The organism is Amycolatopsis sp. lyj-90 (assembly GCF_046549035.1).
Lineage (GTDB): Bacteria > Actinomycetota > Actinomycetes > Mycobacteriales > Pseudonocardiaceae > Amycolatopsis.
Genome location: NZ_JAJPWP010000012.1, coordinates 326484 through 350100 on the forward strand (window position 1 = coordinate 326484; position 23617 = coordinate 350100).

Below are 23617 nucleotides of genomic sequence, written 5' to 3' on the forward strand. Positions count from 1 at the left end.
GCCGCGGCGGGCACTTTCGCGTGTGGGGGCGACCAGAGTGCCGGAGCTTCCAGACCGGAGCACTCCTCGACGATGAACGAATTGGGACACTCAACGTCCCGATTCCTTCACGCTCGACGGTGCCGCCGCTGCCACGTCACGTTCACGCTGGTCAGGCGTAGTTAGGCGAATGCTGGCCCGATCTGACCCGAATCGCCACTCACGACCACCTGGACCGATACCTCGTGAACCACCCGTTGGTGTCCGGCGACGGAAAGCGCGCTTTCGTGGGAACCCTGGCCTTGGCGCACCAATCGATATAAGGTCTACATTATGGTCGCCTGATGAAGTGGGAGATCGAACTTCACGACGAAGTGGATCGCTGGTTCGGAGCGCTGTGCCGGGAAGATCCGGGTTCGGCCGATCGCGTCGAGGAGGCGATCGACATGCTGGCGAGTGAGGGGCCGCAGCTCGGTCGGCCGTTGGTCGACCGGATCAGCGGTTCGCGGAGACACAACTTGAAAGAGCTGCGTCCGGCGTCGGCCGGGCGTTCCGAGATCAGGATCTTGTTCGTCTTCGATCCGGCGCGGAAAGCCGTGCTCCTGGTGGCCGGTGACAAAGCCGGGAACTGGAAACGGTGGTATGACGTCAACATCCCGATCGCGGAGGAGCGATACCGGCGGCATCTGGACGCGATGGAGGAGCTGAAATGAGTCGGTCCTGGAAAGAGGTCAAGGCCGAAAAGCTCGCTGCTGATCGCGAGGCAGGCCGAGATGTCGAAGCCGCTCGGGTCGAGGCGAAGGAAGCCACGCAGGCTTACATTCTCGGCTTTCGGCTGTCGAAACTTCGCGAGGACGTCGGGCTGAGTCAGGCCGAGGTCGCCAAGCGAATGGGAGTGAGCCAGCCGCGGATCAGCCAGCTCGAGCAGGGCGATCCGAGCCAGATGGAATTGGACACCCTCCGCAGGTACATCGTCGCCTTGGGCGGCCGCATGCGAGTGGTCGCCGATTTCGACGATCATGACGTGATCATCTCCACCGCCGTCTGACCGCTCCCGGCCGCGCGATCTCCGCGTGAGACGATGCCCTCGGGTCCGGGAGGGGGTCAGGTGGACGTTCTGGCGATCGATTTCGGTACCTCCAGCACGGTCGGGGTGCTCTCGATCCACGGCAGGGGGACGCAGGTCGTCGAGATCGACGGGTCGGTGACGATGTCGTCCGCGATCTACGTCGACAAGGACGGAACCGTCTTCGTCGGCCGCGACGCCGAACGCCGGGCCAGGCTGGATCCGAGCCGGTTCGAAGCGAATCCGAAGCGGCGCATCGACGAGGGCGCCCTCCAACTCGGCGACGTCACGCTGCCCATCGCGGACGCCTTCGCCGCGGTCCTGCGCCGCGTCGGCGAGGAGGCGGAGCTGCTGCTCCAGCGCCCGCCCGCGCAGGTGCGCATCTCCCATCCCGCGGGCTGGGGTCCCGATCGCAAGCAGGTCCTCCGCGACGCCGCGCTCAAGGCCGGTTTCGGCACGACGCTGCTCATCCCCGAGCCGGTCGCCGCCGCGGCGCATTACGCCTCCCTGAACCACGGTCACCGGCCGCCGGGTCCGATCGCGGTGTACGACCTCGGGGCGGGCACTTTCGATTGCGCCGTCGTCGGTGTCAGCGCCCACGGGTTCGCCGTGCTGGCCGAGGACGGCCTGCCCGATCTCGGCAGTCTCGACATCGATCAGGCGCTGCTGGTGCACATCGGCCGCGAGGTTTCGCATTCCGATCCCGCGCAGTGGCAGCGAATCCTGCGCCCGCAGGCGGTCAGCGACCGCCGGACGCGCCGTTCGTTGCTGCAGGATGTCCGTGACGCCAAGGAAAGCCTGTCCCGGCACCAGCAGACCGAGATCCCGATGCCGGAGCCGTTCGGCGACGTGCGGGTGTCGCGGATGGAGCTCGAGGCGCTCGTCCGGCCGAGTTTCCTGCGCAGTGCCGAACTGCTGGCCGCCACCATCCATCGCGCCGGACTCGGCCCGGCCCATCTCGGCGGGGTTTACCTCGTCGGCGGGCCGAGCCGGATGCCGTTGCTGGCGAGCCTGCTGGCGAACCAGCTCAGGATCACGCCGACGACGCAGGACCAGCCGGAGACGGCGGTCGCGTTCGGGCTGCACCACGTGCCCGCGGGCGGCGAGGACTCGCAGCTGACCGTGCCCGCGTTCGCGCCGGTCGCGGCGCCGGTGCGGCAGCCGCCCGTCCAGCAGCCGGTTCAGCAGCAGCCACCTCGGCGCCCGCAGCCTCCGCGCTGGACGCCGCCCCCGCCTCCGCCGGGCCGGAGCTGGCAGAAGCCCACGACGTACGGCGTCATCGTGCTCGCCCTCGCGGCGATCGTGACGACGATCGTCCTGCTCAGCGGCGGTAAGGACGAACCGGTCGCTGCCCCGGCCCCGGCGCCGAAGCCGGCTTGCGATCAGCCGGGAGTGAAGGACGCGCAGGGATTCACGGACTGCCTCCGCCGGATCGCGGCCGTCATCCCGCAGCGGGACGAGTGCCGGGACGCCCCGGACGCGGCCGCCGCGATGAGGGCGGCCTCCGCGGTCACCTGCGTGTTCAAGAACGACGAGGCGTCGAACGCGATCAACTACTACCAGGGCGTCGCGATGACCGGCCTGGAGGGCGACGCCCGGCGGCAGATGACCAAGGGCAAGCCCGTCGAGGGCACCTGGGCGACCGACGGCCTGCGCGGGCGCTACCTGGCGGGCGTGGGCAAGCGAAGCGGCATCGTGCTCTTCGGGACCGAGGACGCGCCGTTGAGCGCGATGCTCGTGTCGACCCGTCGCGACGGTACGGCGCGGACGACCCAGGAGATGGTCGACTTCTTCACCGCGCAGCTCAAACCCTGATTTAGGTAGCCTGACCCCATGGAAGCCATCTGTGACCTGGCCGAACTGGAGCGGGTCGTGGGGAGCAGGCAGCTGCCGGTGATGATGAAATCCATCGACAGGCTCGACCCTCACTGCGTCGCGCTGCTCGGCCGTGCTCCCGTGGCCGTCCTCGGCTACACCGGAGCCGGGCCGAGGGCTGCGGTGGTCGGTGGCGCTCCCGGGTTCGCGGTCCCGGAAGACCCCCGGCGCCTGCGGCTGCCGATTCCGCCGGACGCCGTGTCCGGCACCGGCGCCGCGTTGCTCGTCCTGCTTCCAGGCTGGCGCGAGACGCTGCGGATCAACGGAACGGTGGACGACGGCGCCCTCGTCGTCGAGGAGGCTTTCCTGCACTGCGGCAAGGCCGTGATCCGCTCCGGCGTCTGGGGCCCGGCGACGGCGTCCGAGATCACCGACACCGAGGACGGTCCCGGACTCGGCCCCGCGGCGGCCGCCTTCCTGGGCACCGCGCCGCTCGCGGTGATCACCTCACGGGACGGCGACGGCCAGGCCGACGCCAGTCCCAAGGGCGATCCGCCCGGCGTCATCCGGCAGGTCGGGCCGAAGACCGTCGCGATCGCCGACCGGCCCGGAAACCGGCGCACCGACACGTTCCACAACGTGCTCGAACGGCCGCACGTGGCGATCGTGGCCCTCGCCCCCGGCGACGACCGCGTCCTCGAACTCACCGGCACCGCGAGCATCAGTGCCGACGCCGAGCTTCGCGAGCCGATGGCCGAACGCGGCCGCACTCCCAAGGCGGTGTTGCTGGTCGAGGTGGAACACACGCGGCTCACGCACAGCGCGGCTGTCCGCGACGCCCGTCTCTGGGACGCCGAGCAGCACGTCGACCCGGAAGAACTGCCCAAACCCGCCGTGATCTGGACCGACCACGTCAAGCTCAACGAGACCGCGGGCATCGCCGCGAAACTCCTGCGGAAGGCGGCGGGCGAGCGGATGATGCGCGCCGCGATCTCCGTGGACTACCGGCAGAACCTGTACTGACTCAGTGCAGCGTGCCCGCGGGTGTCGAAAGATCCTCGGTCACCGAAAGCGCGGTGTCCACGATGATCCCCAGCGCTTCCGCCGCCCGGTGCACGGCCAGGCTCGGCGCCGTCGTCCGCGCGGCCTGCTCCGGCGTGTAGGGAACGTGCACGAAACCGCCCCGCACGCCGGGAAAGTCGTTGTCCAGCAAGTGCATCAGCCCGTAGAAGACCTGGTTGCACACGTAGGTCCCGGCCGAATACGAGACCGACGCCGGAAGTCCCGCGTCCTTGATCCCCGCGACACACGCCTTCACCGGCAGGGTCGTGAAGTACGCGTTGGGACCGCCGGGGATCACCGGGACGTCTACGGGCTGCGAGCCCGCGTTGTCCGGGATGCGGGCGTCGATCAGGTTGATCGCGACCCGCTCCGGGGTCACACCGGCGCGGCCGCCCGCCTGGCCGACACAGATCACCAGTTCCGGCCGGTACTCGTCGATCGCGTCGCGCAAGGTGACCAGCGACCGCGAGAACACACACGGCAGTTCGACGGCCACCGCGTCACGCCGTCGGCCGGTGAGCAGGGAAACCGCCTGCCACGACGGGTTCACCCGCTCACCGCCGAACGGTTCGAAACCGGTGAGGAGCACTGACGTCATGCCACTCACCCTAACGTGTGACGCGAGGCGACCCATGCGGTCCGGAAGTACGTGAAGGCCTTCTTCCCTGCGCTAGGCGCCAGGGTTCCGGCAAAGTCGGCTAACCGCTGGTCGCAGGGGTGACGGAGTGGGCTCGTCACTTGTGGCCTGACACGCTCCTCGAATGTCCACTGAGGACGGTCTTGGCGCATTTTTGCCGATTTGGGTGGTTTGCAGGGCGGTCGTGAGTGGTAAGTGTCGTTCTAACGCTTCTTATCGCTCACGACCCCGCTGAAAACCCTCGAAACCTGACACATGCGGATAGCCGACTTTGCCGAGACTCTGGCGCTAGACGCGATGAGGGGGGCCTTCACGTACTGGGGAAGGTGTGAAGGCCTCCTTCCCTACCTTGAGAGTAGGGAAGGAGGCCTTCACGGACCTGCGATCCGATGTTGCCTAGCCGCTCACGAGCGGTGAGGTCAGGCGGCCGGCTTGAGGTCCCCCGGGTACAGGAACTCGGGCGCCGGTTTGGTGTTGCCGTAGAACCACGCGTCGAAGAAGCCCTGGAGGTTCCGGTGCGCGATGCGCTCGGCGAACTTCTGGAACTCCGGCAGGCTCGCGTTGCCGTCGCGGTGCAGGGCCGGCCACGTCCGCAGGACGCGGTCGAAGGGCGCCGCGCCGATGTAGTTCTTCAGCGCGTGCAGTGCCACCGGGCCCTTCGAGTACACGTACGTGAACTCGTTGCCGGGTCCCATGTCGTACAGCTTTCCCGCCCAGAACCGGTCCGTCGCCTTCTGTACGGCGGTCAGGTAGCGCGCCTTGAGGTCCTGGCCCGACTTCGCCTCGGACCACAGCCACTCCGCGTAGGAGGCGAAGCATTCGTTGAGGCAGACGTCCTTCCACTTGTCGACGGCGACCGAGTCGCCCCACCACTGGTGGGCGTTCTCGTGCACGATCGTCGGGACGTTGCCCGCGGCGCCCGAGTAGATCGGCCTGCTCAGCGTCTCCAGCGAGAACCCGATCGGCTCGGCGAGGAAGATGCCGCCCGCCGCGTCCACCGGGTACCGCCCGAACTTCGACGCCAGGAAGTCGATGATCTCCGGCAGCCGCGCTTCGGCCTGCTTGGTCGAGGCGGGCGTACCGGGGGCGTAGGCGTTGACGACCGGGGTGCCGTCGGACAGCTTCGTCCGCTCGAACTCCCATTTGTCGATCGCGACCGTCGTCATGTACGGCACGGCCGGGGTCTCTTCGGCCCAGGTGTAGGTGGTCTTCCCGCCGTTCTCGACCTGCCCGCGCTCCTGGCCGACCGCGATGACGCTCCATTCCGACGGCACGGTGACCGCGAGGTGGAAGGTCGCCTTGTCCCGCGGGGTGTCGTTGACCGGATACCAGGTCGTGGCGGACTTCGGCTCGCCCGCGACGAACGCGCCGCCGGATTTCGCGTACTGCCAGCCGTTCTCGCCCAGCAGCGGATCCTCGATCGGCTGCGGGACGCCGTGGTAGGCGACCTCGGTGGTGAACCGCTCGTGGTTCCGCAGCGAACGGGCCGGGGTGATCACCAGTTCGTGGTCACCGGTCCGTGTGAACGCCGCCTTCCGCCCGTTGACCTTGACCGAGTCGACGGTCAGCCCGCGCAGGTCGAGGTTGAACGAGCTCAGCGCCTGTGTCGCCCGGCCGGTGATCGTCTGCAGGCCGGTGAGCTGCTTGGTGGCGGGCTCGTAGCCGATTTTCAGGTTGTAGTCGCCGACCTCGTAGCCGCCGTTGCCGTCCTGCGGGTAGTAGCTGTCGCCTGCCCCGTCGGCACCGGGTTTCCCGATGTCGGCGACGGCGGTCCCGCCGCCGAGGACACTCGCGGCCAGAACGGCGGCGATGACGGCCGCACTCCGGTACCTCATTCACGCTCCCAGTCGATCGGCTGTCACTTGGCCAAGAACGTAACGCCGTGACCTCGGCCGTCCGCCCGGAAAGCTCCCCGGTGCCCGGATAATCCCCACTTCCGTCGCCTGGTAGAGCTAAGCGTTTGCGGGTTCTGGAAAGCTGGGGTCCGTGCGTGTGACGCTGCTGGGCCCGGTCGGAGCGGAGGCCGCTGACGGCACCCCGGTCGACATCGGCGGTGTCCGCCTCCGCATGCTCTTGGCCAGGCTCGCGCTGGACCCCGGCCGCGGTGTCCCGGCGACGGCCCTCATCGACGGTCTCTGGGGCGCGGAACCGCCCGCCGACGCGGCGAACGCGCTGCAATCCCTGGTCTCGCGCCTGCGCAAGGTCCTGCGTGCCGACGACGTCGGTCTCGACTCGGGCCCGGGCGGCTACCGGCTGGACGTCGCCCGCGAGGACGTCGACGTGTTCCGCTTCGAGCGGCTGGCCGCCCAAGGGCGTGCCGAGTTGGCGGCGGGCCGGGACGCCGGTGCGGCGGCCGTCCTCGCCGAAGCGCTCGGCCTCTGGCGTGGTCAAGCGCTGTCCGACGTGCTCGAGGCCCCTTTCGCACAGGCGCCGGCGACCCGGCTGGAGGATCTGCGTCTCGAGGCCGCCGAAGATCGCTTCGAGGCGGAGATCCGGCTCGGCGGGCACGACGAGGTCCTCGCGGACCTCAAGGAGGCGGCCGCGCGGAATCCGCTGCGCGAACGGCTCGCCGGGCTGTGGATCCGGGCGTTGTGCGCCGCGGACCGGCAGTCCGACGCCCTCGCCGTCTACGAGGAGGTCCGGGCGGCCCTGGCCGATCAGCTGGGGGTCGACCCCTCGGCCGAACTCCGGGAGCTCCACCTCGCCGCGCTGCGCGGCGAACTCGGCCCGCCGCCCGCGGCCGCCGACCGGCTCCCGGTCCGGCTCACCAGCTTCGTCGGCCGTGACGACGAGTTGAAACTGGTCGCCGAGCTCCTGTCCGGCGCGCGGCTGGTGACGCTGGTCGGTCCCGGTGGTGCCGGGAAGACGCGGCTGGCCACCGAGGTCGCGACGCGGCATCCGGCGCACGCGCGGGGGCGGGTCTGGTTCGTGCCGCTCGCCGGTGTCCGCGATCCGGGTGACCTGCCCGGCGCGGTCTTCGCGGCGCTGGAGCTGTGGGACCTCGGTCTCTCGCACGGCGCAGACCCGATGCGCCGCCCGGTGGACGCGCTGGCCCGCGTCGTGGAAACGCTCGGCGCCGGCGAATCGGTGCTGGTGCTGGACAACTGCGAGCATCTGGTCGACACGGCCGCGGAGCTGACGAACACCCTGCTGCGCCGCGTGCCGACCCTGCGGATCCTCGCGACGAGCCGCGAGGCGCTGGCCATCGACGGCGAGACGTTGTGCCCGCTCGGCCCGTTGTCCGTCCCGGACGGGAGGCCGACCGTTCCGGAGGCCGCCGAGGCGGGTGCGATCCGGCTGTTCGTCGACCGTGCGCTGGCCGTGCGCCCGGACTTCGTCCTGGACGAGTCCACCGTGGACGAAGTCGCGCAGATCTGCCGTCGGCTGGACGGGATGCCGCTGGCGCTGGAACTGGCCGCCGCACGGCTGCGTTCGATGACCGTCGCGCAGATCTCGCAACGCCTCGACGACCGGTTCCGCCTGCTGACCTCGGGCAGCCGGACGGCCTTGCCCAGGCAGCGGACGCTGCGCGCCGTCGTCGAGTGGAGCTGGGATCTGCTCGACGACGCCGAACACGTTCTCGCCAGGCGGCTCTCGGTGTTCGGGGCCGGTGCCGAGGTCGAAGCGATCGAAAGTGTCTGTGCCGGGGAAGGCTTGCCCGTCGAAGACGTCCTGTACGTCCTCGGTTCGCTGGTCGAGAAGTCCATTGTGGACGCGATCGCGGGCGATCACGGCGAGCCGCGCTACCGCATGCTGGAGACGATCCGGGCGTACGCGGCGGAACGTCTCGACGAGGCCGAAGAACGAGAACGGCTGACGAAGGCGTATCACCGCTACTACGCCGAACTCGCCGAGCGGCTGGAGCCGTTGCTGCGGACGCGGGACCAGCTCGTCGCCATCTCGCGGTACGACGCCGAGCACGGCAACATCGTGACGGCGCTCCGTCAGGCCATCGACGTCGGTGACGCGGAGATGGCGATGCACCTGTTCGGCGGCGTCTTCTGGTACTGGCTGATCAAGGGGGACAGCAACCGGGTCGAATCCTTCGTCTCCGAGGTCCTCGCGTTCGGCGATCGCCTGCGGGAGGACTTCGCGGCCGCCTTCCAGGCGATGCGGGAGATCACCACGATGGTGCCGGGCGTCGGCGACCCCGAAGCCGTGCGGGCGCTCATCGACGAATGCGTGCGGACCGACGCGTACACCCGGTTCGCAGGGCTGGCCATCGGCCTGCCCATGCTGGCCTTCTTCAGCCAGGACAAGGAACTCGCGCACCGCGAGGTGGAAAGGTCGCTGTCGAGCCAGGACCCGTGGGCCAAGGCGGCGGGATCTTGGGCGCACAGCTTCGTTCTCACCGACGATGGTGACACCGACGGCGCCGAACGGGCCAGGGACCAGGCCTATGAAGGATTTCTGGCGCTGGGCGACCGGTGGGGCATCGCGATGGCGGTGGGCATGAAGGCGAGCGACATCTCGATGACGGGCGATCACGAAGCCGCGCTCGCGCTGTACCGGAGAGGGCTCGCGCTCGCGCTCGAACTGGGTTCGCAGGACGACGTGATCCAGCAGCGCTGGCGGCTCGCGACGGAGTACGCACGGGCAGGCGATCCGGACACGGCGATGCGCGAGATACTCGACGCCGAGCGCTACGCGGCCGAAACGGGCAACGATCAGCTCGCGGTGATGGTCCTGGTGGGGAAGGCCGATCTGCTCTGCCGCTCCGGGCGCGTGGACGAGGCGCGCGAGGTCGCCGCGCGATTCCGGGAGAAAATGGCCTCGGTCGCGGCTCCGGGCATGTTCGGCGAGGAGTTCGGCGGGTACATCGACACCGAGATCGCGCTGGCCGCCGGGGATCTGGACGCGGCCGGACGTGGGGCCGCAGTTGTCGTGAAGTCCACCGCGGACCGCGGCGACATCGCAGACCTCGGGCGGATCGTCGAGGTCACGGGCCTGATCCGGTTCCGGCAGAGGCGCCCCGAAATCGCCATCCGCCTGCTCGGCGCGGCGAAGCTCCTGCGCGGCAGGCTGGATCTCGGCGAGCCCGGTATCCGGGGCCTGATCGTCGACCTCCGCGAGCACTTCGGCGAGGAGCGCTACGAAGCGCTGCTCGTCCAGGACGCAGGCCTGTCCCGAGCCGAACTGATCTCCTGGATCATCCAGGAAGTGGGCACATGAAGAACTCCTCCTCCCGGCGGGAGAAGGAGTCCTTCACGCGCGTTCCCCCTGACCCCCGTCAGACGCGCTTGCGGTAAGCCCAGGTGGCGAGCGGGAAGAAGACCGCGATCGCGGCCGCCATCCAGATCAGCGAGCCGGTCAGCGGCCCGGCGATCGGCCCGCCGTTCATCAGGCCGCGGAGGACGTCGGACATCTGCGTCACCGGGCTGATGTCGGCCCACGCCTTCAGCCAGCCGGGCATGGTGCCGGTCGGGACGAAGACGTTGCTGCCGAAGGTCAGCGGCATGAGCACCACGAACATCAGGCCCTGCACCGCGCCGGGGCTCTTCACCAGCATCCCGACGAACACCGACGCCCAGCAGAACGCCAGCGCGAACGCGATCGCCAGCACGACGGCCAGCGCGAACTCCGCCGGACCGGTCTGGATCCGGTAGCCCATGATCGTCGCGACGATCATCAGCACGGTGATGCACACCAGGTACCGCACGACGTCGGCCAGCACGGCGCCGATCAGTGGCGCGGACCGGGCGATCGGCATCGCCCGGAACCGGTCGAACACGCCCTTCGTGACGTCGGTGTTGAGCTGGACGCCGACGGTCATGCTGGCCTGCAGGATGTTGAACACCATGATGCCGGGCACGATCATCTGGAGGTAGCCCTCGGTGCTGCCCATGATCGCGCCACCGAACAGGTAGACGAACATGACCAGGAAGATGATCGGCGCGATGGTGACGTCGGCCAGTTGTTCCGGGTTCTTGCGGATCTTCAGGATGCCGCGCCAGGCAAGGGAAAGCCCGTGCTGGACGCTGCTGGAGAGGGAAACGTGCCGTGGTGCCGCGGGCACTGCGATGGTCGTCATACCAGGCTCCCTTCCGGAGTCGTGTCCTTTGTGGACTCTTCGGGCCGCTTGCCGGTGAGCGCGAGGAACACCTCGTCGAGGCTGGGCAGCCGCAGTGCCAGTTCGTCCGCGGTGATCCCGGCTTCGTCCAGCTTGCGGACCAAGGTGGACAGCAGGACGGGGTCGGCGACGGGCGCGGTGAGCAGCCCCGTGTCGTCGTCCCGGTTCGGCTTGACCCCGGTGAGCCCGGCCAGGATGCGCTCGACGGCGTCGAGATCGGCGAGCGCGGTCGGCCGGACCTGCAGCGTCTGGCCGCCGGTCCGGCGCTTGAGCTCGTCGGCCCGCCCGTTCGCCACGACCAGCCCGCGGTCGAACACGGTGATCGTGTCGGCCAGTTGGTCGGCCTCCTCCAGGTACTGCGTGGTGAGCAGCACCGTCGTCCCGTCCGCGACCAGCGTCCGGACCACGGCCCAGACCTCGTTGCGGGCGTGCGGGTCGAGTCCGGTGGTCGGCTCGTCCAGGTAGAGCACCTTCGGACGGCCGACCAGGCTCGCGGCGAGGTCGAGCCGCCGCCGCATGCCGCCCGAGTAGGTCTTGATCGCGCGTCCGGCGGCGTCGGTCAGCTCGAACCGCTCCAGCAGGTCGGCCGCGCGCTTCTTCGCGTCGGCCCTGGAGAACTCCAGCAGCCTGCCGATCAGCACGAGGTTCTCCGTGCCGGAGAGGTCCTCGTCGACCGACGCGTACTGCCCGGTCAGCCCGATCATGCCGCGGACCGCCATCGGGTTCTTGACGACGTCGTACCCGAAGACGCTCGCGTGGCCGCGGTCCGGCCGGATCAAGGTGGCCAGGATCCGGACGGCGGTCGTCTTCCCCGCGCCGTTCGGCCCCAGCACCCCGACCACCTTGCCCGCCGGGACCTCCAGATCGACCCCGTCGAGCGCCTTCGTCTCCCCATAGTGCTTGACCAGGCCCTCGGCCCTGATCGCGTGCGTCATGTTTCCTCCTGTGGATCTCGCCCCGCGGACAAAGGTGCCCGCTGCGCCTGGCAGGCCGCGCACAGCGGGCTGACAGCGGCTGGCAAAACCTGATAAGCGCTGGTAGCCGCGGCGTGAGGAGGTTGTGGAGGTGTTGTGGAGACCGCCGCCACATCGGGCGTCGATCGGCATACTCGATGTCATGGTGATCGAAGAACGGGCGGTTCCCCGGACCCGCGGGAGTGCCCGGGGGAAGCTGGTCAGCGGGCTGCTCATCGGGGCGGTCGTGCCGTTCGCGGTGCTGACGGCGATGCGGCTGGTGGGCTACGACGGCAACACGTACACGATCGCGGCGCTCGCGCTGACGCCGTACGCCGGGATCGCGACGCTGGTGCTCGCCGTTCTCGCGCTGGGACTCCGCCGCTGGTGGGTCGCGGCCGTCGCCCTGGTCCTGACCTTCACGATCGCCGCCCTGGTGCTGCCGCGCGCGTTCGCGAACGAGCAGAAGGCGCTCGGCGGGAAGCACGTCCGCGTGCTGGCGTCGAACATGCTCGGCGGACAGGCGGATCCGGCCAGGATCGTCGGCTATGTGAAGGAACACCAGGTCGACGTCCTGAGCCTGACCGAGCTGACGCCCGAGGCGATCACCGGGCTCGACCGGGCCGGGTTGTTCCGGCTCCTGCCGTTCCACGTGCTGCATCCGGCGGAGTGGGCGTCCGGTTCCGGGCTGGTGTCGAAGTACCCGCTGACGCCGCTGACGCTGAGCGGCGACTCGACCTACAAACAGCCGAGCGCGGGTGTGGACCTCGGCGACGGTGTCCGGATCGAGGTCGTCGCGGTCCATCCCGCCGCGCCGATGTGGGACAGGCACGCGTGGGTCGACGAGGCCAAGGACCTGCCGTACGCCGACGCGGAGCACTACATCCGGATCCTGGCGGGCGACTTCAACGCCAGCCTCGACCACTCGGTCTTCCGTGAGCTGCTGACCAGGGGATACGTGGACGCGGCCGATCAGCTGGGGAAGGCGCTGCAGGGGACCTGGACGAACGGGGCGGTGCCGCCGGTGCCGATCGACCACGTGCTGGCGGACAAACGGGCGGCCATCGCGGACTTCAAGGTGCTGGAGACGCCCGGCAGCGATCACGATGCCGTGTACGCCGAGGTCGTGCTGCCCGGAAAGTGACCTCCCGCTGGAAAGCTCCCCGCTCATGAGGAAGCTCTGGGGACTTCTCGCGCTGCTGCCGGTCGCGGCCTGTGTGCCGGGACAGCTGCCGCCGGGTGATCCGGCCGGCGCGCTGGGCTTCGCCGCCCGGCCCGGCGAGGGACAGTCCCTCGCCCGTCAGGACCCCGCCGTCGAGATCGAGCGGCTGTTCCCGCTGGGACCCGACCGTCGGGCGGCGGCGCTGGCCCGGACGGGCCGGAACGTGATCGGTGTCGGGTACCGGGAGTACACCGGCGAGGAACGGTCGGTTCCGGTCGCCTGGGTGTCCGAGAACGAAGGGCGCGGCGCGCGCGAGATCGTGTTGCCGCAGGACAGGCCGGGGTACTGGGCGCCGAGGGCGATCGCGGCCGACGGTGATCAGGTCCTCGTCGCCGGTGCCCTCGGCGCGGATGTGCGGGTGTGGGCTTCCGGTGACGCGGGCGCGACCTGGACGGTGTCGCCGGTTCCGGTGCGATCGGGCGACCCCTGGCTCTCCACCGTGCTCCGGGTGGACGAGAAATGGCTGCTGGCCGGGGGTTCCTCGGCCGGAGCGCTGGTCATGACCGGTGGACCCGGCGCCTGGGAGCTCGTTTCGCTCGGCGAGGGCCGGATCCTCGGCGGGACGGCCGACAAGGCGGGCAAGGCGGTGCTCTTCGGGGACCGGACCGAGTGGAACCGGTCCCAGACCTCGAACCGGTCCTGTGCGGTGGTGTGGGCGTCCGGCGGCGGCTGGCAGCGAGGTGAGCTGGGCTGCCCGGCCGAGGGGATCACCACCGCGGTGACCCTCGAAGACGGGCGGGTGCTGCTGGCGAGCAACCGGGATCTGTGGGTCCGGCCTAGCTGAGCAGGGCGTCCAGCGCCTTGAGGGTTTCGAGGCCGTTGCTCGCCAGTGAGACGCCGCGGTCGTGCCGGATCTGCGGTTCGCGCGGGTTGATCCGGACCAGGGCGCCGGTCGCGGCACTGGCCAGCTCCGAGTAGCGCCGCACGGTCGGCACGGCCTGCCCGGCGCCGAGTTCCACCACCACGAGATCGCGATGCGCGCGGCGCCACGCGGTCAGCTCGTCGAGCTGGGCCTGGCCGCGCTGCCCGAGCCAGTCGTAGTCGCCGAACATCAGGATGTTGGGGCGCGCGAGGCCGCCGCAGCGCGGGCACGACGGCAGCGGGTCCAGCGCGCGCATCGTGTCCTCGTCGACCGGGACCTCGACGTCGTCCGACGGCCAGATCTCGGTGGTGCACCGGGAAAGGCACTGCAGGTGGTGGATCGACCCGTGCGCCTCGGCGACGTGCCGATAGCCGGCCTTCTGGAACTGACCGTCCACATTGGACGTGAACGCGCGCACGCCGCCGGGTTTGCGCGAGCCCCAGGACAGCAGGAGCCGGAACCCCTCGTGCGGGACGGTGGCGCGGTACAACGCGAGCCGGTGCCCGTAGAAACCCCAGGCCAGCTCGGGATCTTCGGCGAAATGCCGCGGGTCGGCGAGTTCGACGAAGCTGATGCCCAGCCGCTCGTACGGGGGATACGCCTTCCAGAAACCTTCGTCGCCCCGGAAATCGGGCAGGCCGGAGTCGACGCCCATCCCGGCGCCGGCGCAGACGAGCAGCGCGCCGGCGCCGTCGATCAGTTCCGCGGCTCGTTCGAGCTCACTCACCCGGCTTCGAAGCCTGGACGACCTCGAATTCCAGCAGGTTGGCCCCGCTGGAGACCGGCTTCGCGCGCTCGCCCGCGTGCGCCTCACGCGCCGGGCCGGACGCCCACGCCTGGTACGCCTCTTCGGACTCCCACTTCGTGTAGACGAAGTAGCGGCTTTCGCCGGAGACCGGGCGGAGCAGTTCGAAGCCGAGGAAGCCGGGCTGGTTGTCGACGGCGTGCAGCCGTGCGGCGAACCGCTTCTCCAGCTCGGGGCCTGCGCCCTCGGGGACCTCGATCGCGTTGATCTTCACGACAGCCATGCCGTCCACCCTACGGTGAAACTCTTTTGCGCCGCGATGTGATGCGTGGGACCTTCCGGGGAATGGCTGACACGAAGATCCTCATCTCCGGTGCGAGCGTCGCGGGCCCCGCGCTGGCGTTCTGGCTGACGCGGTACGGATTCGACGTGACCATCGTGGAGCGCGCGCCTTCGCCGCGCCCCGGCGGTCAGGCCGTCGACCTGCGCGGAACGGCCAGGGAGGTCGCCCGCCGCATGGGCCTGGAGGACCGCATCCGCGCGGCGTGCACGGACACCGTTGGCGAGACGCTCGTCGACCGGAAGAACCGGACGAAGGCCACCCTCCGCGCCGACGACTTCGGCGGCGACGGGGTCCTCGCCGAGATCGAGATCCTCCGCGGCGACCTGACCGAAGTGCTGTACGAGGCGACCAGGGAGCAGACGGAATACGTCTTCGGCGACCGGATCACCGCGCTGGACGAGCGGGCCGACGGCGTCGACGTCACCTTCGCCAGTGGCACGCGGAGGACGTTCGACGTGGTCATCGGGGCGGACGGGCTGCACTCCGGAGTGCGGGCGCTGGCCTTCGGTGAAGAGTCCCGGTTCGTCCGGCATCTGGGCTCGTACCTGGCGTTCTTCACCGTGCCGAACCGGCTGGGGCTGCGGAACTGGGCGATCGGCTTCGACGACGTCGGCCGGTCCGCCGGGATCCGCGCGATTCGCGACGGTGACGAGGCGATGGCCTACTTCGGGTTCGCCTCGGACAAGGTCGACTACGACCACCGCGACATCGAGGCGCAGAAGGCGCTGGTCCGCGGGTTCGCCGCCGGGATGGAATGGGAGGCGCCCTGGCTGCTGGAACGGCTGGACGACGCCCCCGACTTCTACTTCGACTCGTGCTCCCAGGTGATCATGGAATCGTGGTCGCGCGGCCGGATCGGGCTGCTGGGCGACGCCGCGTTCTGCCCGTCGCCGCTCTCCGGACAGGGCACGAGCCTGGCGTTCGTCGGCGCGTACGTCCTCGCCGGGGAACTCGCCGCCGACCTCGACACCGGCCTCAAGCGGTACGAGACGGTGATGCGCGAGTTCGTCGAAAACACGCAGGCGATGGGACGGGCCAACGCCGAGACGATCTTCGCGAAGTCGCGGACGGCCCTGCGGACGAGGTACCTGATGATGCGGGCGATGCGGCTCAAACCGGTCGCCGCGCTGGCGTCACGGAAGATGCGGGACGTGGTGAACGGGATCGACCTGCCCGACTACCGCAACTAGAGGACTACTCGCGACAGGCACCTAGCCCCGCAGGGTGCCTGGCAGCAGTTCGGCGTCCGGGGGGATCACCGTGTCGTGGAACCAGGCGTCGAAGAACGGCCGCAGATCCTGCTCCGAGAGCTTGATCGTGAACGCCTCGAAATCCGCCCAGGACGCGTTGGCGTTCCGATACGCCGCCGGCCATTCCTTCAGCAGCCGTGCGAACGCGCCTTCGCCGATCTTGCGCCGGAGCGCGTGGATGGCGAGGATCCCCTTGTCGTAGACGCCGTGGAATTCCTTTCCCACCCCCATGCCGACCAGCTTCGGCGTCCAGAAATCCGGGCTGCCCCGCATGATCTCGAGGGCGGCGCGATAGCGGTCGTCGAGGTTCTGGCCGTCCCGCGATTCCTGCCACAGCCATTGCGCGTACGACGCGAGACATTCGTTGAGGCAGATGTCGGACCACGAATTCAGCGTCACCGAATCGCCGAACCACTGGTGTGCGGTTTCGTGCACCACGGTGATCAGGTCGGCCCATTTCGCGTAGGTCGGCCTGGTCTGGGTCTCCAACGAGAAGTGGATGTCCTCGTCGAGATAGATCCCGCCCGCCGCGTCCACCGGATACGGCCCGAACTTCGAGGTCAGGAAGCCGATGATCTCCGGCAGCCGCCTGCCGGTGTCGCGCCTGTCTTCCGCGCCCGGCGCGTACGCGTTGACCAGCGGCGTGCCGTCCGGGAGCGACATCCGGTCGACGGTGAACTTGTCGATCGCCACCGTGGTCAGGTAGGCCGCCACGGGCGTGCGCTCCTGCCAGGACGTCGTGGACCAGCCGTTCGCCGAGGTCTTCTGGATCTCGCGGCCGTTCGAGATGACGGTCCAGCCGTCCGGCACCCGGGCGGTGAGGTTGAACATCGCCTTGTCGCGCGGGGTTTCGTTGACGGGATACCAGAACGACGCCGAATGCGGCTCGCCGACGATGAACGCGCCGCCGTCCTTCGACTTCTGCCAGCCGTTCTCGCTGCCGCCCGCCTTGGGGGTCGCCGACGGGTCGCCGCCGTAGACGACCTTCGTGCGGAAAGCGGTCCCGTTCCGGATCGGTTCGGCGGGCGTCACCACCAGCTCGAATTCGCCCTCCCTGGCGAACTTCGCCGGTTTTCCCTCCACTTCAACGGATTGGACCGTCAAGCCGCGTAAGTCCAAGTTGTACCGATTGAGGTCTTGGGTCGCTTTCGCGGTCACCGTGGTGTCGCCGTCGAGACGCCCTTTCGCGGGGTCGTAAGTGATCCCGACCTGGTATTCGACCGCGTCGTAGCCGCCGTTTCCGTCCATCGGGTAATACGGATCGCCCGCGCCCGCGGCACCCGGCGCCGGGTTCATCGGCGGCGGCGGTGGGGGCGCCGCCGGGGGAGGATCGGCACTGCACCCGATAATCAGGGCGCAGATGACCCCCAGGACCAGACCGGCGGCGGGGACACGGCTGCGCATGGAGGGGAGCTTAGTGGTGATTCAGCGCGACGGGTTGATCACTTTCGGCGGTGACGGGCCGCCGATCGTCCTCCTGCACGGGCTGATGGGCAGGGCCACGACGTGGTGGCGGGTCGCGCGAAGGCTCGAACCGTACGGGCGTGTCCACGGTCTCGACGCGCGCGGGCACGGACGCGGACCACGTGGCGGCCCCTGGCACACCGAGCGGTTCGCCGACGACGTCGCCGCGGTCCTGAAGACCTTCGACGAGCCCGCGGTCCTGATCGGACATTCGATGGGCGGCCTGCACGCGTGGGTCACCGCGGCGACGCATCCCGGGCTCGTCCGCGCGGTGGTCTGCGAGGACTTCGCGCCGGACCAGCGCGGGCGGACCGTCGACGACTGGCGCGGCCACTTCGAATCCTGGCCGGTCCCGTTCCGGTCACTGGCTCACGTGCGCGAATTCTTCGGCGACACCGGCGACTATTTCATCGAATGCGTCGAGGAACGCGAAGACGGCTATCACCTGATCGCCGCGCTCCCCGATCTTTACGAGATCGCGGCGGAATGGGGACGGCGGGACTTCTGGGAGTACGTCGAACGCCTCCGATGCCCGCTGCTGGCGATCGAAGGCGAACGGACGGCGATGCCGCACGGGCAGCAGGCCGAACTCGCGGCCCGCGTACCCGGCGGCCTCGGCCGGCACATCGTCGTCGAGGGCGCCGGGCACGTCGTGCACGAAGAGGCCCCGGAGACCTACCTCGGTGCCGTCGAAGCGTTTCTCTCCGACGTCATCGGGTAGGCCCCGGAGCCGCACGCTCAGCCCTTCGCCAACTGAGCGTCGATCCAGGCGCGCAGCTTCGTCTCGCCGGGGTAGCCGATGTTCCGGGAGGACGGCAGCTCCGCGCTGTTGCGGACCCCGACCAGCGTCGGGAGGTAGCGGATGTTGTAGCGGCTGGAGAGGTCCCGGCTCTGGTCGACGTCGACCTCGCCGAGCAGGAACTTGCCGCCGTACTCACCGGCGAGCCGTTCGATGACCGGCTTCATCTGGCGGCACGGCGGGCACCAGGTCGCGCCGAAGTCCATGATGACCAGCTTCTGCTTCGAGATGTTCATGACCTCGGCGTAGTTGGCGGACGTCACCACCATCACGTTCTCGGCCATCGGTGACGGCGCGGCCGAAGCGACGCCGGAACCGAAACCGGTGATGAGCGCCAGCACGCCGGCCAGCACGCAGACGAACCGTTTGCATTTGGACAAGACGTTCTCCTTAGATGCGGGGTGTGTCCACTCAGGACGAAGAACCGGTCGGCAAACCGTTCGAGACCCAGTCTTCGATGCCTTCGCGGTACTTGCGGACGTTCGTGTACCCGAGCTCCAGCAGCCGCCGTCCGACGAATTCACTGTTGCGGCACGGCGTGTTCGCGCAATAGACGACGATCGCGGCGGTCTTGTCCGGGAGCACCGTCGGTGCCAGGTGATCGGTGAATTCGGCGGCCTGTTCGTACGGGAATCCCGGAATGTTGCGCGCTTCCGGGAGATGCTCCTTTTCGAAATAGGCGGCCGGCATCGTGTCGACCACCACCACAGACCCGGCCTCCATTCGGGAGAGCAGTTCCGTACGAGAGATCAACGGCAGCATGGTGCCCCTTCTCTTCACGACCGTGATTGACGATTCCCATCGTCGGCCGTCTTCCGGGACGCGCTCTAGTGCCGCCTCGACATGCCGGAGGGTTATCGACCGGAGGGACCTGCGCGATGGGGCGGGCCGCCGCGGTCCCTCAGCCCCCGCCCTCGGTGGCCGCGACAGTCCGTGAAGGCCTCCTTGAGGGACCCTGGGTCCCTCAAAGTTCCCTTCACACCGCCCCTAAGTACATGAAGGCCCCCTTCACGGCGCTAGGCGCAATGAAGGGGACCTTCATGTACTTGGGGGCGGCCAGCCACGCCACCCGCGACCGCAGCCCGGCTGTCCTGAGGCTGCCCCGCCCCTGGTAGCGAAAGTCCGTGAAGGCCTCCTTCCCTACCCTCAAGGTAGGCAAGGAGGCCTTCACGGACCGGTCAGCCGGCGGCCAGCCGCCCGTGCCGGTGCAGCCAGGTCCGGTACGGCGCCGTCCGTTCGGCCAGCTGCCAGTACCCCGCCGTCGCCTCGCCCGCGAGTTCCTGGACGCGGGGCGCGCACGGGCCGTCCTCCCGCCAGGCCAGCACGTGCCGCACGCACATCGGCGCCCCCGCCAGCGGCCGGATGACCAGGCCGTCCGACGGCGGCCGGGTCGGCTGGACCAGCCCGACGCCGTATCCGCCGCTGACCAGGTCTTCCCGCGCGGTGTCGATGTCCACGTCGTGGGTGATCCTGGGGTCGAAACCGTGCGCGAGACACATTTCGCGGAACACCACCCGGCAGCCGTCGCCCCCGCTCGACACGATCCAGTCCTCGCCCGCCAGTTCGGTGAGTTCGATCTCCTCGGCGTCGGCGAGCGGATGCCCGGACGGGACCGCGACGAACGACGGTTCCCTGACCAGGGTCATGGTCCGCACCTCCGGCGGCACCGGCAGCCCGCGTCCGCCGCAGATCATGATCAGCGCGAGGTCGATGCCGCGGTTCGCGACCTGCGCGAGCAGCCGGGTGCGGGAGGTGTCCGCGCGCGTGCGGAACGGTTCGCCCGGACGCAGGTCGCGCAGCCCGCCGAGCAGCGAACCCGTGATGGCGCTGTCGTTCCAGCCGATTCTGACCGATTCGCCGACCTCCGGTTCCTGGCGGTGGAAGTCGAGCTCCAGTTCGTCGAAGGTGAGCACGATCGCGCGCGCCCGCCGCAGGATCAGGGAGCCGAGTTCGGTGGGCCGCACCCCGTGCTGGTCGCGGTGGAACAGTGAGCCGCCGACCATCCGCTCGATCCGGCGCAACTGGTGGCTGAGCGCGGGCTGCCCGAGGCCCAGCCCGGCCGCGGCACGGTTGAGACTGCCCGAGGAAGCGATTTCACAGATCACGCGAAGATGCCGAACCTGAATCTCCATGACTTCGTATACCGCGCTCCGCCCGCGTCCGGCACCCCCGAAGGTCGCGCCGATTCAACCGTTGTCCCGCAGGCACGAAAGATCGTCGAATTCCTATAACGCGATGACAGCCACGATCGGCAATACCGCGGATTACCCGCCGTGGCTACGTTCGGTCGACGCCTCAACTCCGGCGCATATCACGCGAATCAGGAGCCGTCTTGCTGCGACCACAGCCGCTCACCGAGCATTGTACCGATCCGCTGGCGCGCGCCGAGCACGTTTGCATCGGCGTCAGCCCGTTCAACAGCTATTTCACGGTGGACCGGATCGCCGATCTCGCCCGCTGGGCCATGTCGGCCTTTCAGGGCTTTCATTTCTTCGTGCCGGACGGGCCGTCCGCGTTCACCCTCGAAGCCCTCGGCTACGACCCGGTTCGCGCGGCGCAGAAGGCGCAGCGTCAAGGCAACTACACGCGTAACAAGATCGTCCGGGCGTTGCAGCAGGTCTGCCCGTCGGATCCGCACACCCTGATCCTGGACGCCGAGGTGCTCGAAACCGATCGCGCGTACCTCGGCCTGCTTTCCGAGGCACACCAGCGGTTCGCGACCGACCCGGAGTTCTCCGAGCAGTGCCTCGGCGCCACCGGCTGGGTGCTGGACCGGCGGCTGCCCGAAGGCGAACACCCCAGCCGTGACCAGCTGCGCAGCGCGGTCCGGTACTTCCTGGCCGAGTTGCCGATGTTCGTCGGCACCGTCGCGGTCGCCGGGGTCGAAAGCTCCGTTTTCGCCTATCACCAGCGGGTCGGGTTCCTCGAACGGCTGTACCGCGGCGAACTCTCCTGGCGGCCACTGCCGGGTCAGGGATTCGTCGTCCTCGAACAAGCCGTCCCGGAACGGGCGGAGTGACCGTGGAACACGACGACTTCTCCCTGCGCCGGGTACCCGCCGAACGCCGCTACTCCTGGGTTTCCGTCGCGCTGCAACGGTTCGGGCAGGTCTCCTCGTTCCACCAGTTCCTGCTCGGGGCGGTACTCGGGTTCGGCATGACCTTCTGGAACGCGGTACTGGCCATCACGATCGGTTCGGTACTGCTGGAGATCATCACCATCCTGATGGGCATCGCCGGCACCCGGGAAGGGCTGTCCACGTCGGTGCTCGCGCGCTGGACCGGATTCGGCACCGGCGGATCCTCGCTGGTCGGGCTGCTCATGACGCTGAGCCTGGCAGGCTGGTTCGGGGTGCAGAACGACGTGTTCGCCCACGGTCTCCACGCCTTGATGGGCGGCCCGCCGGTCTGGGTGTGGGCGCTCGCGGGCGGCGCGCTGGTCACCGCGATCGTCGTGTTCGGCTTCCACGCGATGGCCTGGACGGCGTACCTGACGGTGCCCGCTTTCCTCGCGCTGGCAGGGTATTCGATCGTCACCGCGCTCGACGACCATTCGCTGCCCGCGTTGATGGCCGAGCCGCCGCCGGGGCCCGCCATGTCGCTGGCGCAGGGCACCACGCTGGTGGCGGGCGCGTTCATCATGGGCGCGATCATGACCCCGGACATGACCCGGTTCAACCGGACCGCGTCCGACGTGGTGAAACAGACCTTGGTCAGCATCACCCTCGGCCAGTACCTGATCGGCCTGATCGGGGTTCTGCTCGCGCACGCGGCGAAAAGCGCCGACGTGGTCGGGATCATCACCTCGTCGTCCGGGGTGCTCGGCACGCTGATCCTGGTCACCGCGATCCTGAAGATCAACGACTGGAACCTCTACTCCTCCTCGCTCGGGCTGGTGAACACCGTGCAGGTGCTGCTGTCCCGGCGGCTCGACCGCACCACCGCGACCCTGCTGCTCGGCGGTCTCGGCACGGTGCTCTCCGCGATCGGCATCCTCGACCATTTCACCACTTTCCTGACCTGGGTCGGCGTGCTCACGCCACCGGTGGCCGGAGTGGTGATCGCCGAGTACTACGTGGTCCGGCGCTGGAAACCGGATCTGGACGCCACCCGCGCGTCCGGGGAACTGCCGTCGTCTTGCCCGTCCTGGGTTCCCGTCGCGCTGATCTGCTGGGTGGCCGGGGCCGCGGTGGGTGCCTGGCTGCCGTGGGGAATTCCCACGGTGAATTCCGTTTTCGGCGCCTTTCTCCTGTATATTCTTCTGGGCAGACGGACCAGGGCCACGGGTGATTCCGTGGCGATGACTTCTTCCGGCGGGGCGAAATCCCGTACGTGACAAAGGAGTTCGACGTCGTACAGCTTGATGTTCACCACCTGCGGGTGATCCGGGCGATCGCGGACACGGGCAGCCTTTCCCGTGCCGCGATCGCGCTCGGCGTCACCCAGCCCGCCGTGTCCGCGCAGCTCAAACGTTTGGAGAACATGCTGGGCTACCAGTTGTTCGATCGGCGGGAAGGCAGCGTGACACCGACGCCGATGGGCGAGCTGCTGTTGCGGCGGACCGCCGCTTTGCTGCCACAGCTGGACAAACTGCTCGAAGACATCGAGCAGCGCGTCTGTCCCAGCGGCCCGCCCGACGTCGTCCGGGTGGCGTCCGTTGCCAGCGCGCTGGTCGCGCATCTGCCGTCGCTGGTGCACCGGTTGTGGCCCGAGGTCTCCGAGGTGCAGGTCGTGCACGACGACCATCCCGAGCGGCTGCTGCCGTTGCTGGCCCAGCGGCGCGCGGAATTGGGGCTGGTCAAGGAATATCCGGGATACGAGCTCGAAATCCCCGCGAGTGTGGACACCGCGGTGGTGGTGACCGAGCCGACCTTCGTCCTGCTGCCGGAAGGACATCCACTGGCCCGCGAGGAGGTCGTCGACCTGCGTGCGCTGCGGGACGAATCCTGGGTGATGGTGTCGGATTCCTCGGCGGCCACGTTCACCAAGTACTTCGCCGACACCTGCGCCCGGTACGGCTTCAGCCCGTCGGTCGCCCATCAGGTGACTTCGCAGCAGGTGGCGCTCATGGTCGTCCGGGCGGGCGCGATCGGCCTGTCACAGCCGATCTGCGATCCGCGGAACCTCGGCGTCGTGACCCGGCCTCTGCTCGGGGATGTGTTGCCGCGCAGGCATGTTCTCGCTTGGAACCGGGAGACCTTCGTGGCGGGGCGCCGGGAGGAACTGCTCGCCGCCGTGGTCGAAACGTACTGGGCCGAGGCGAGGACGGCCCCGGTGTACGCCGGATATCTGGAGTCCCACGGTGACTTGGGGACCCGCCCGGACGACGGATGATCGGGTCACGTCGTCCG

At 69.1% G+C, this 23617-nt stretch carries 21 protein-coding genes and 1 pseudogene; 12 read left to right on the top strand and 10 right to left on the bottom strand.

The genetic code is table 11. The features are described 5' to 3' along the window. Positions 1-323 precede the first annotated feature (323 nt). The 4 genes from ACLJPX_RS37590 to ACLJPX_RS37605 are packed head-to-tail and all read left to right on the top strand — an operon-like array spanning position 324 to position 3883. Positions 324-692 carry a type II toxin-antitoxin system RelE/ParE family toxin gene (locus ACLJPX_RS37590; RefSeq protein WP_410605043.1) on the top strand — a complete coding sequence of 123 codons (369 nt, stop codon included), beginning with the start codon at positions 324-326 and terminating at the stop codon, positions 690-692. Continuing rightward, a complete protein-coding gene (locus tag ACLJPX_RS37595; RefSeq protein ID WP_410605044.1) occupies positions 689-1027 on the top strand; it encodes an XRE family transcriptional regulator in 339 nt (112 codons plus the stop codon). The genes ACLJPX_RS37590 and ACLJPX_RS37595 overlap by 4 nt, the downstream gene beginning before the upstream one ends. Positions 1028-1087: 60 nt before the next feature. Then, positions 1088-2860 carry an Hsp70 family protein gene (locus tag ACLJPX_RS37600; RefSeq protein WP_410605045.1) on the top strand — a complete coding sequence of 591 codons (1773 nt, stop codon included), beginning with the start codon at positions 1088-1090 and terminating at the stop codon, positions 2858-2860. Positions 2861-2878: 18 nt separating this feature from the next. Next, positions 2879-3883: a pyridoxamine 5'-phosphate oxidase family protein gene (locus tag ACLJPX_RS37605; RefSeq protein WP_410605046.1), complete on the top strand. Its 1005-nt coding sequence runs from the start codon at positions 2879-2881 to the stop codon at positions 3881-3883. A gap of 1 nt (position 3884) precedes the next feature. On the opposite strand, the gene pcp is transcribed toward ACLJPX_RS37605, so the two are convergent. Next, the gene (pcp, locus tag ACLJPX_RS37610) at positions 3885-4520 is read right to left on the bottom strand and encodes a pyroglutamyl-peptidase I (RefSeq protein WP_410605047.1); all 636 of its coding nucleotides are present in this window, start codon (positions 4518-4520) and stop codon (positions 3885-3887) included. 458 nt (positions 4521-4978) lie between these two features. Beyond that, entirely contained in the window at positions 4979-6394 is a 1416-nt protein-coding gene (locus ACLJPX_RS37615) for a M1 family metallopeptidase (RefSeq protein ID WP_410605048.1), read from the bottom strand. A 151-nt stretch (positions 6395-6545) separates the two neighbouring features. On the opposite strand from ACLJPX_RS37615, the gene ACLJPX_RS37620 reads away from it, so the two are divergent. After that, positions 6546-9731: a BTAD domain-containing putative transcriptional regulator gene (locus ACLJPX_RS37620; protein WP_410605049.1), complete on the top strand. Its 3186-nt coding sequence runs from the start codon at positions 6546-6548 to the stop codon at positions 9729-9731. A gap of 58 nt (positions 9732-9789) precedes the next feature. Here the strand turns inward: ACLJPX_RS37620 and ACLJPX_RS37625 are convergent, their stop codons facing one another. Both ACLJPX_RS37625 and ACLJPX_RS37630 read right to left on the bottom strand, forming a co-directional pair. Beyond that, entirely contained in the window at positions 9790-10590 is an 801-nt protein-coding gene (locus tag ACLJPX_RS37625; RefSeq protein ID WP_410605050.1) for an ABC transporter permease, read from the bottom strand. Then, the gene (locus ACLJPX_RS37630; RefSeq protein WP_410605051.1) at positions 10587-11564 is read right to left on the bottom strand and encodes an ATP-binding cassette domain-containing protein; all 978 of its coding nucleotides are present in this window, start codon (positions 11562-11564) and stop codon (positions 10587-10589) included. Before ACLJPX_RS37630 ends, ACLJPX_RS37625 begins: the two co-directional genes overlap by 4 nt. A 181-nt stretch (positions 11565-11745) precedes the next feature. Between ACLJPX_RS37630 and ACLJPX_RS37635 the strand changes: the two genes are divergently transcribed. Together ACLJPX_RS37635 and ACLJPX_RS37640 are read left to right on the top strand one after the other, a co-directional pair. Continuing rightward, positions 11746-12726 carry an endonuclease/exonuclease/phosphatase family protein gene (locus ACLJPX_RS37635; RefSeq protein WP_410605052.1) on the top strand — a complete coding sequence of 327 codons (981 nt, stop codon included), beginning with the start codon at positions 11746-11748 and terminating at the stop codon, positions 12724-12726. Positions 12727-12751: 25 nt separating this feature from the next. Then, on the top strand, positions 12752-13588 hold the full coding sequence (locus ACLJPX_RS37640; protein ID WP_410605053.1) for a hypothetical protein: 837 nt from the start codon (positions 12752-12754) through the stop codon (positions 13586-13588). Here ACLJPX_RS37640 and ACLJPX_RS37645 read toward each other — a convergent pair. Then, entirely contained in the window at positions 13581-14393 is an 813-nt protein-coding gene (locus tag ACLJPX_RS37645; RefSeq protein ID WP_410605054.1) for an SIR2 family NAD-dependent protein deacylase, read from the bottom strand. The two genes, ACLJPX_RS37640 and ACLJPX_RS37645, sit on opposite strands and share 8 nt — an antisense overlap. Positions 14394-14532: 139 nt before the next feature. Next, a pseudogene (locus ACLJPX_RS37650) lies at positions 14533-14694 on the bottom strand (antibiotic biosynthesis monooxygenase family protein); the annotation flags it as partial. A 62-nt stretch (positions 14695-14756) separates the two neighbouring features. On the opposite strand from ACLJPX_RS37650, the gene ACLJPX_RS37655 reads away from it, so the two are divergent. Further along, positions 14757-15944, top strand: coding sequence for an FAD-dependent monooxygenase (locus tag ACLJPX_RS37655; protein WP_410605055.1), 1188 nt, complete (start codon positions 14757-14759; stop codon positions 15942-15944). A 21-nt stretch (positions 15945-15965) separates the two neighbouring features. On the opposite strand, the gene ACLJPX_RS37660 is transcribed toward ACLJPX_RS37655, so the two are convergent. Further along, on the bottom strand, positions 15966-17408 hold the full coding sequence (locus tag ACLJPX_RS37660) for a M1 family metallopeptidase (protein ID WP_410605056.1): 1443 nt from the start codon (positions 17406-17408) through the stop codon (positions 15966-15968). On the opposite strand from ACLJPX_RS37660, the gene ACLJPX_RS37665 reads away from it, so the two are divergent. Then, positions 17407-18189 (top strand): alpha/beta fold hydrolase, encoded by a 783-nt coding sequence (locus ACLJPX_RS37665; protein ID WP_410605057.1) that lies wholly within the window; start codon positions 17407-17409, stop codon positions 18187-18189. The genes ACLJPX_RS37660 and ACLJPX_RS37665 overlap by 2 nt on opposite strands. Positions 18190-18206: 17 nt before the next feature. On the opposite strand, the gene ACLJPX_RS37670 is transcribed toward ACLJPX_RS37665, so the two are convergent. The 3 genes from ACLJPX_RS37670 to ACLJPX_RS37680 all read right to left on the bottom strand — a co-directional run bounded on the left by ACLJPX_RS37670 (position 18207) and on the right by ACLJPX_RS37680 (position 20372). Then, a complete protein-coding gene (locus tag ACLJPX_RS37670; protein ID WP_410605058.1) occupies positions 18207-18647 on the bottom strand; it encodes a thioredoxin family protein in 441 nt (146 codons plus the stop codon). Positions 18648-18678: 31 nt separating this feature from the next. Continuing rightward, positions 18679-19029 (bottom strand): rhodanese-like domain-containing protein, encoded by a 351-nt coding sequence (locus ACLJPX_RS37675; protein WP_101611046.1) that lies wholly within the window; start codon positions 19027-19029, stop codon positions 18679-18681. A gap of 416 nt (positions 19030-19445) precedes the next feature. Beyond that, complete coding sequence (locus ACLJPX_RS37680) at positions 19446-20372, bottom strand: LysR family transcriptional regulator (RefSeq protein ID WP_410605059.1); 927 nt, start codon at positions 20370-20372, stop codon at positions 19446-19448. 227 nt (positions 20373-20599) lie between these two features. Between ACLJPX_RS37680 and ACLJPX_RS37685 the strand changes: the two genes are divergently transcribed. The 3 genes from ACLJPX_RS37685 to ACLJPX_RS37695 are packed head-to-tail and all read left to right on the top strand — an operon-like array spanning position 20600 to position 23600. Further along, the gene (locus tag ACLJPX_RS37685) at positions 20600-21286 is read left to right on the top strand and encodes a tRNA-dependent cyclodipeptide synthase (RefSeq protein WP_410605060.1); all 687 of its coding nucleotides are present in this window, start codon (positions 20600-20602) and stop codon (positions 21284-21286) included. Between the two features lie 2 nt (positions 21287-21288). Next, entirely contained in the window at positions 21289-22602 is a 1314-nt protein-coding gene (locus ACLJPX_RS37690; RefSeq protein WP_410605061.1) for a purine-cytosine permease family protein, read from the top strand. Further along, the gene (locus tag ACLJPX_RS37695) at positions 22599-23600 is read left to right on the top strand and encodes a LysR family transcriptional regulator (RefSeq protein WP_101611043.1); all 1002 of its coding nucleotides are present in this window, start codon (positions 22599-22601) and stop codon (positions 23598-23600) included. Before ACLJPX_RS37690 ends, ACLJPX_RS37695 begins: the two co-directional genes overlap by 4 nt. The last annotated feature ends 17 nt before the right edge of the window (positions 23601-23617 follow it).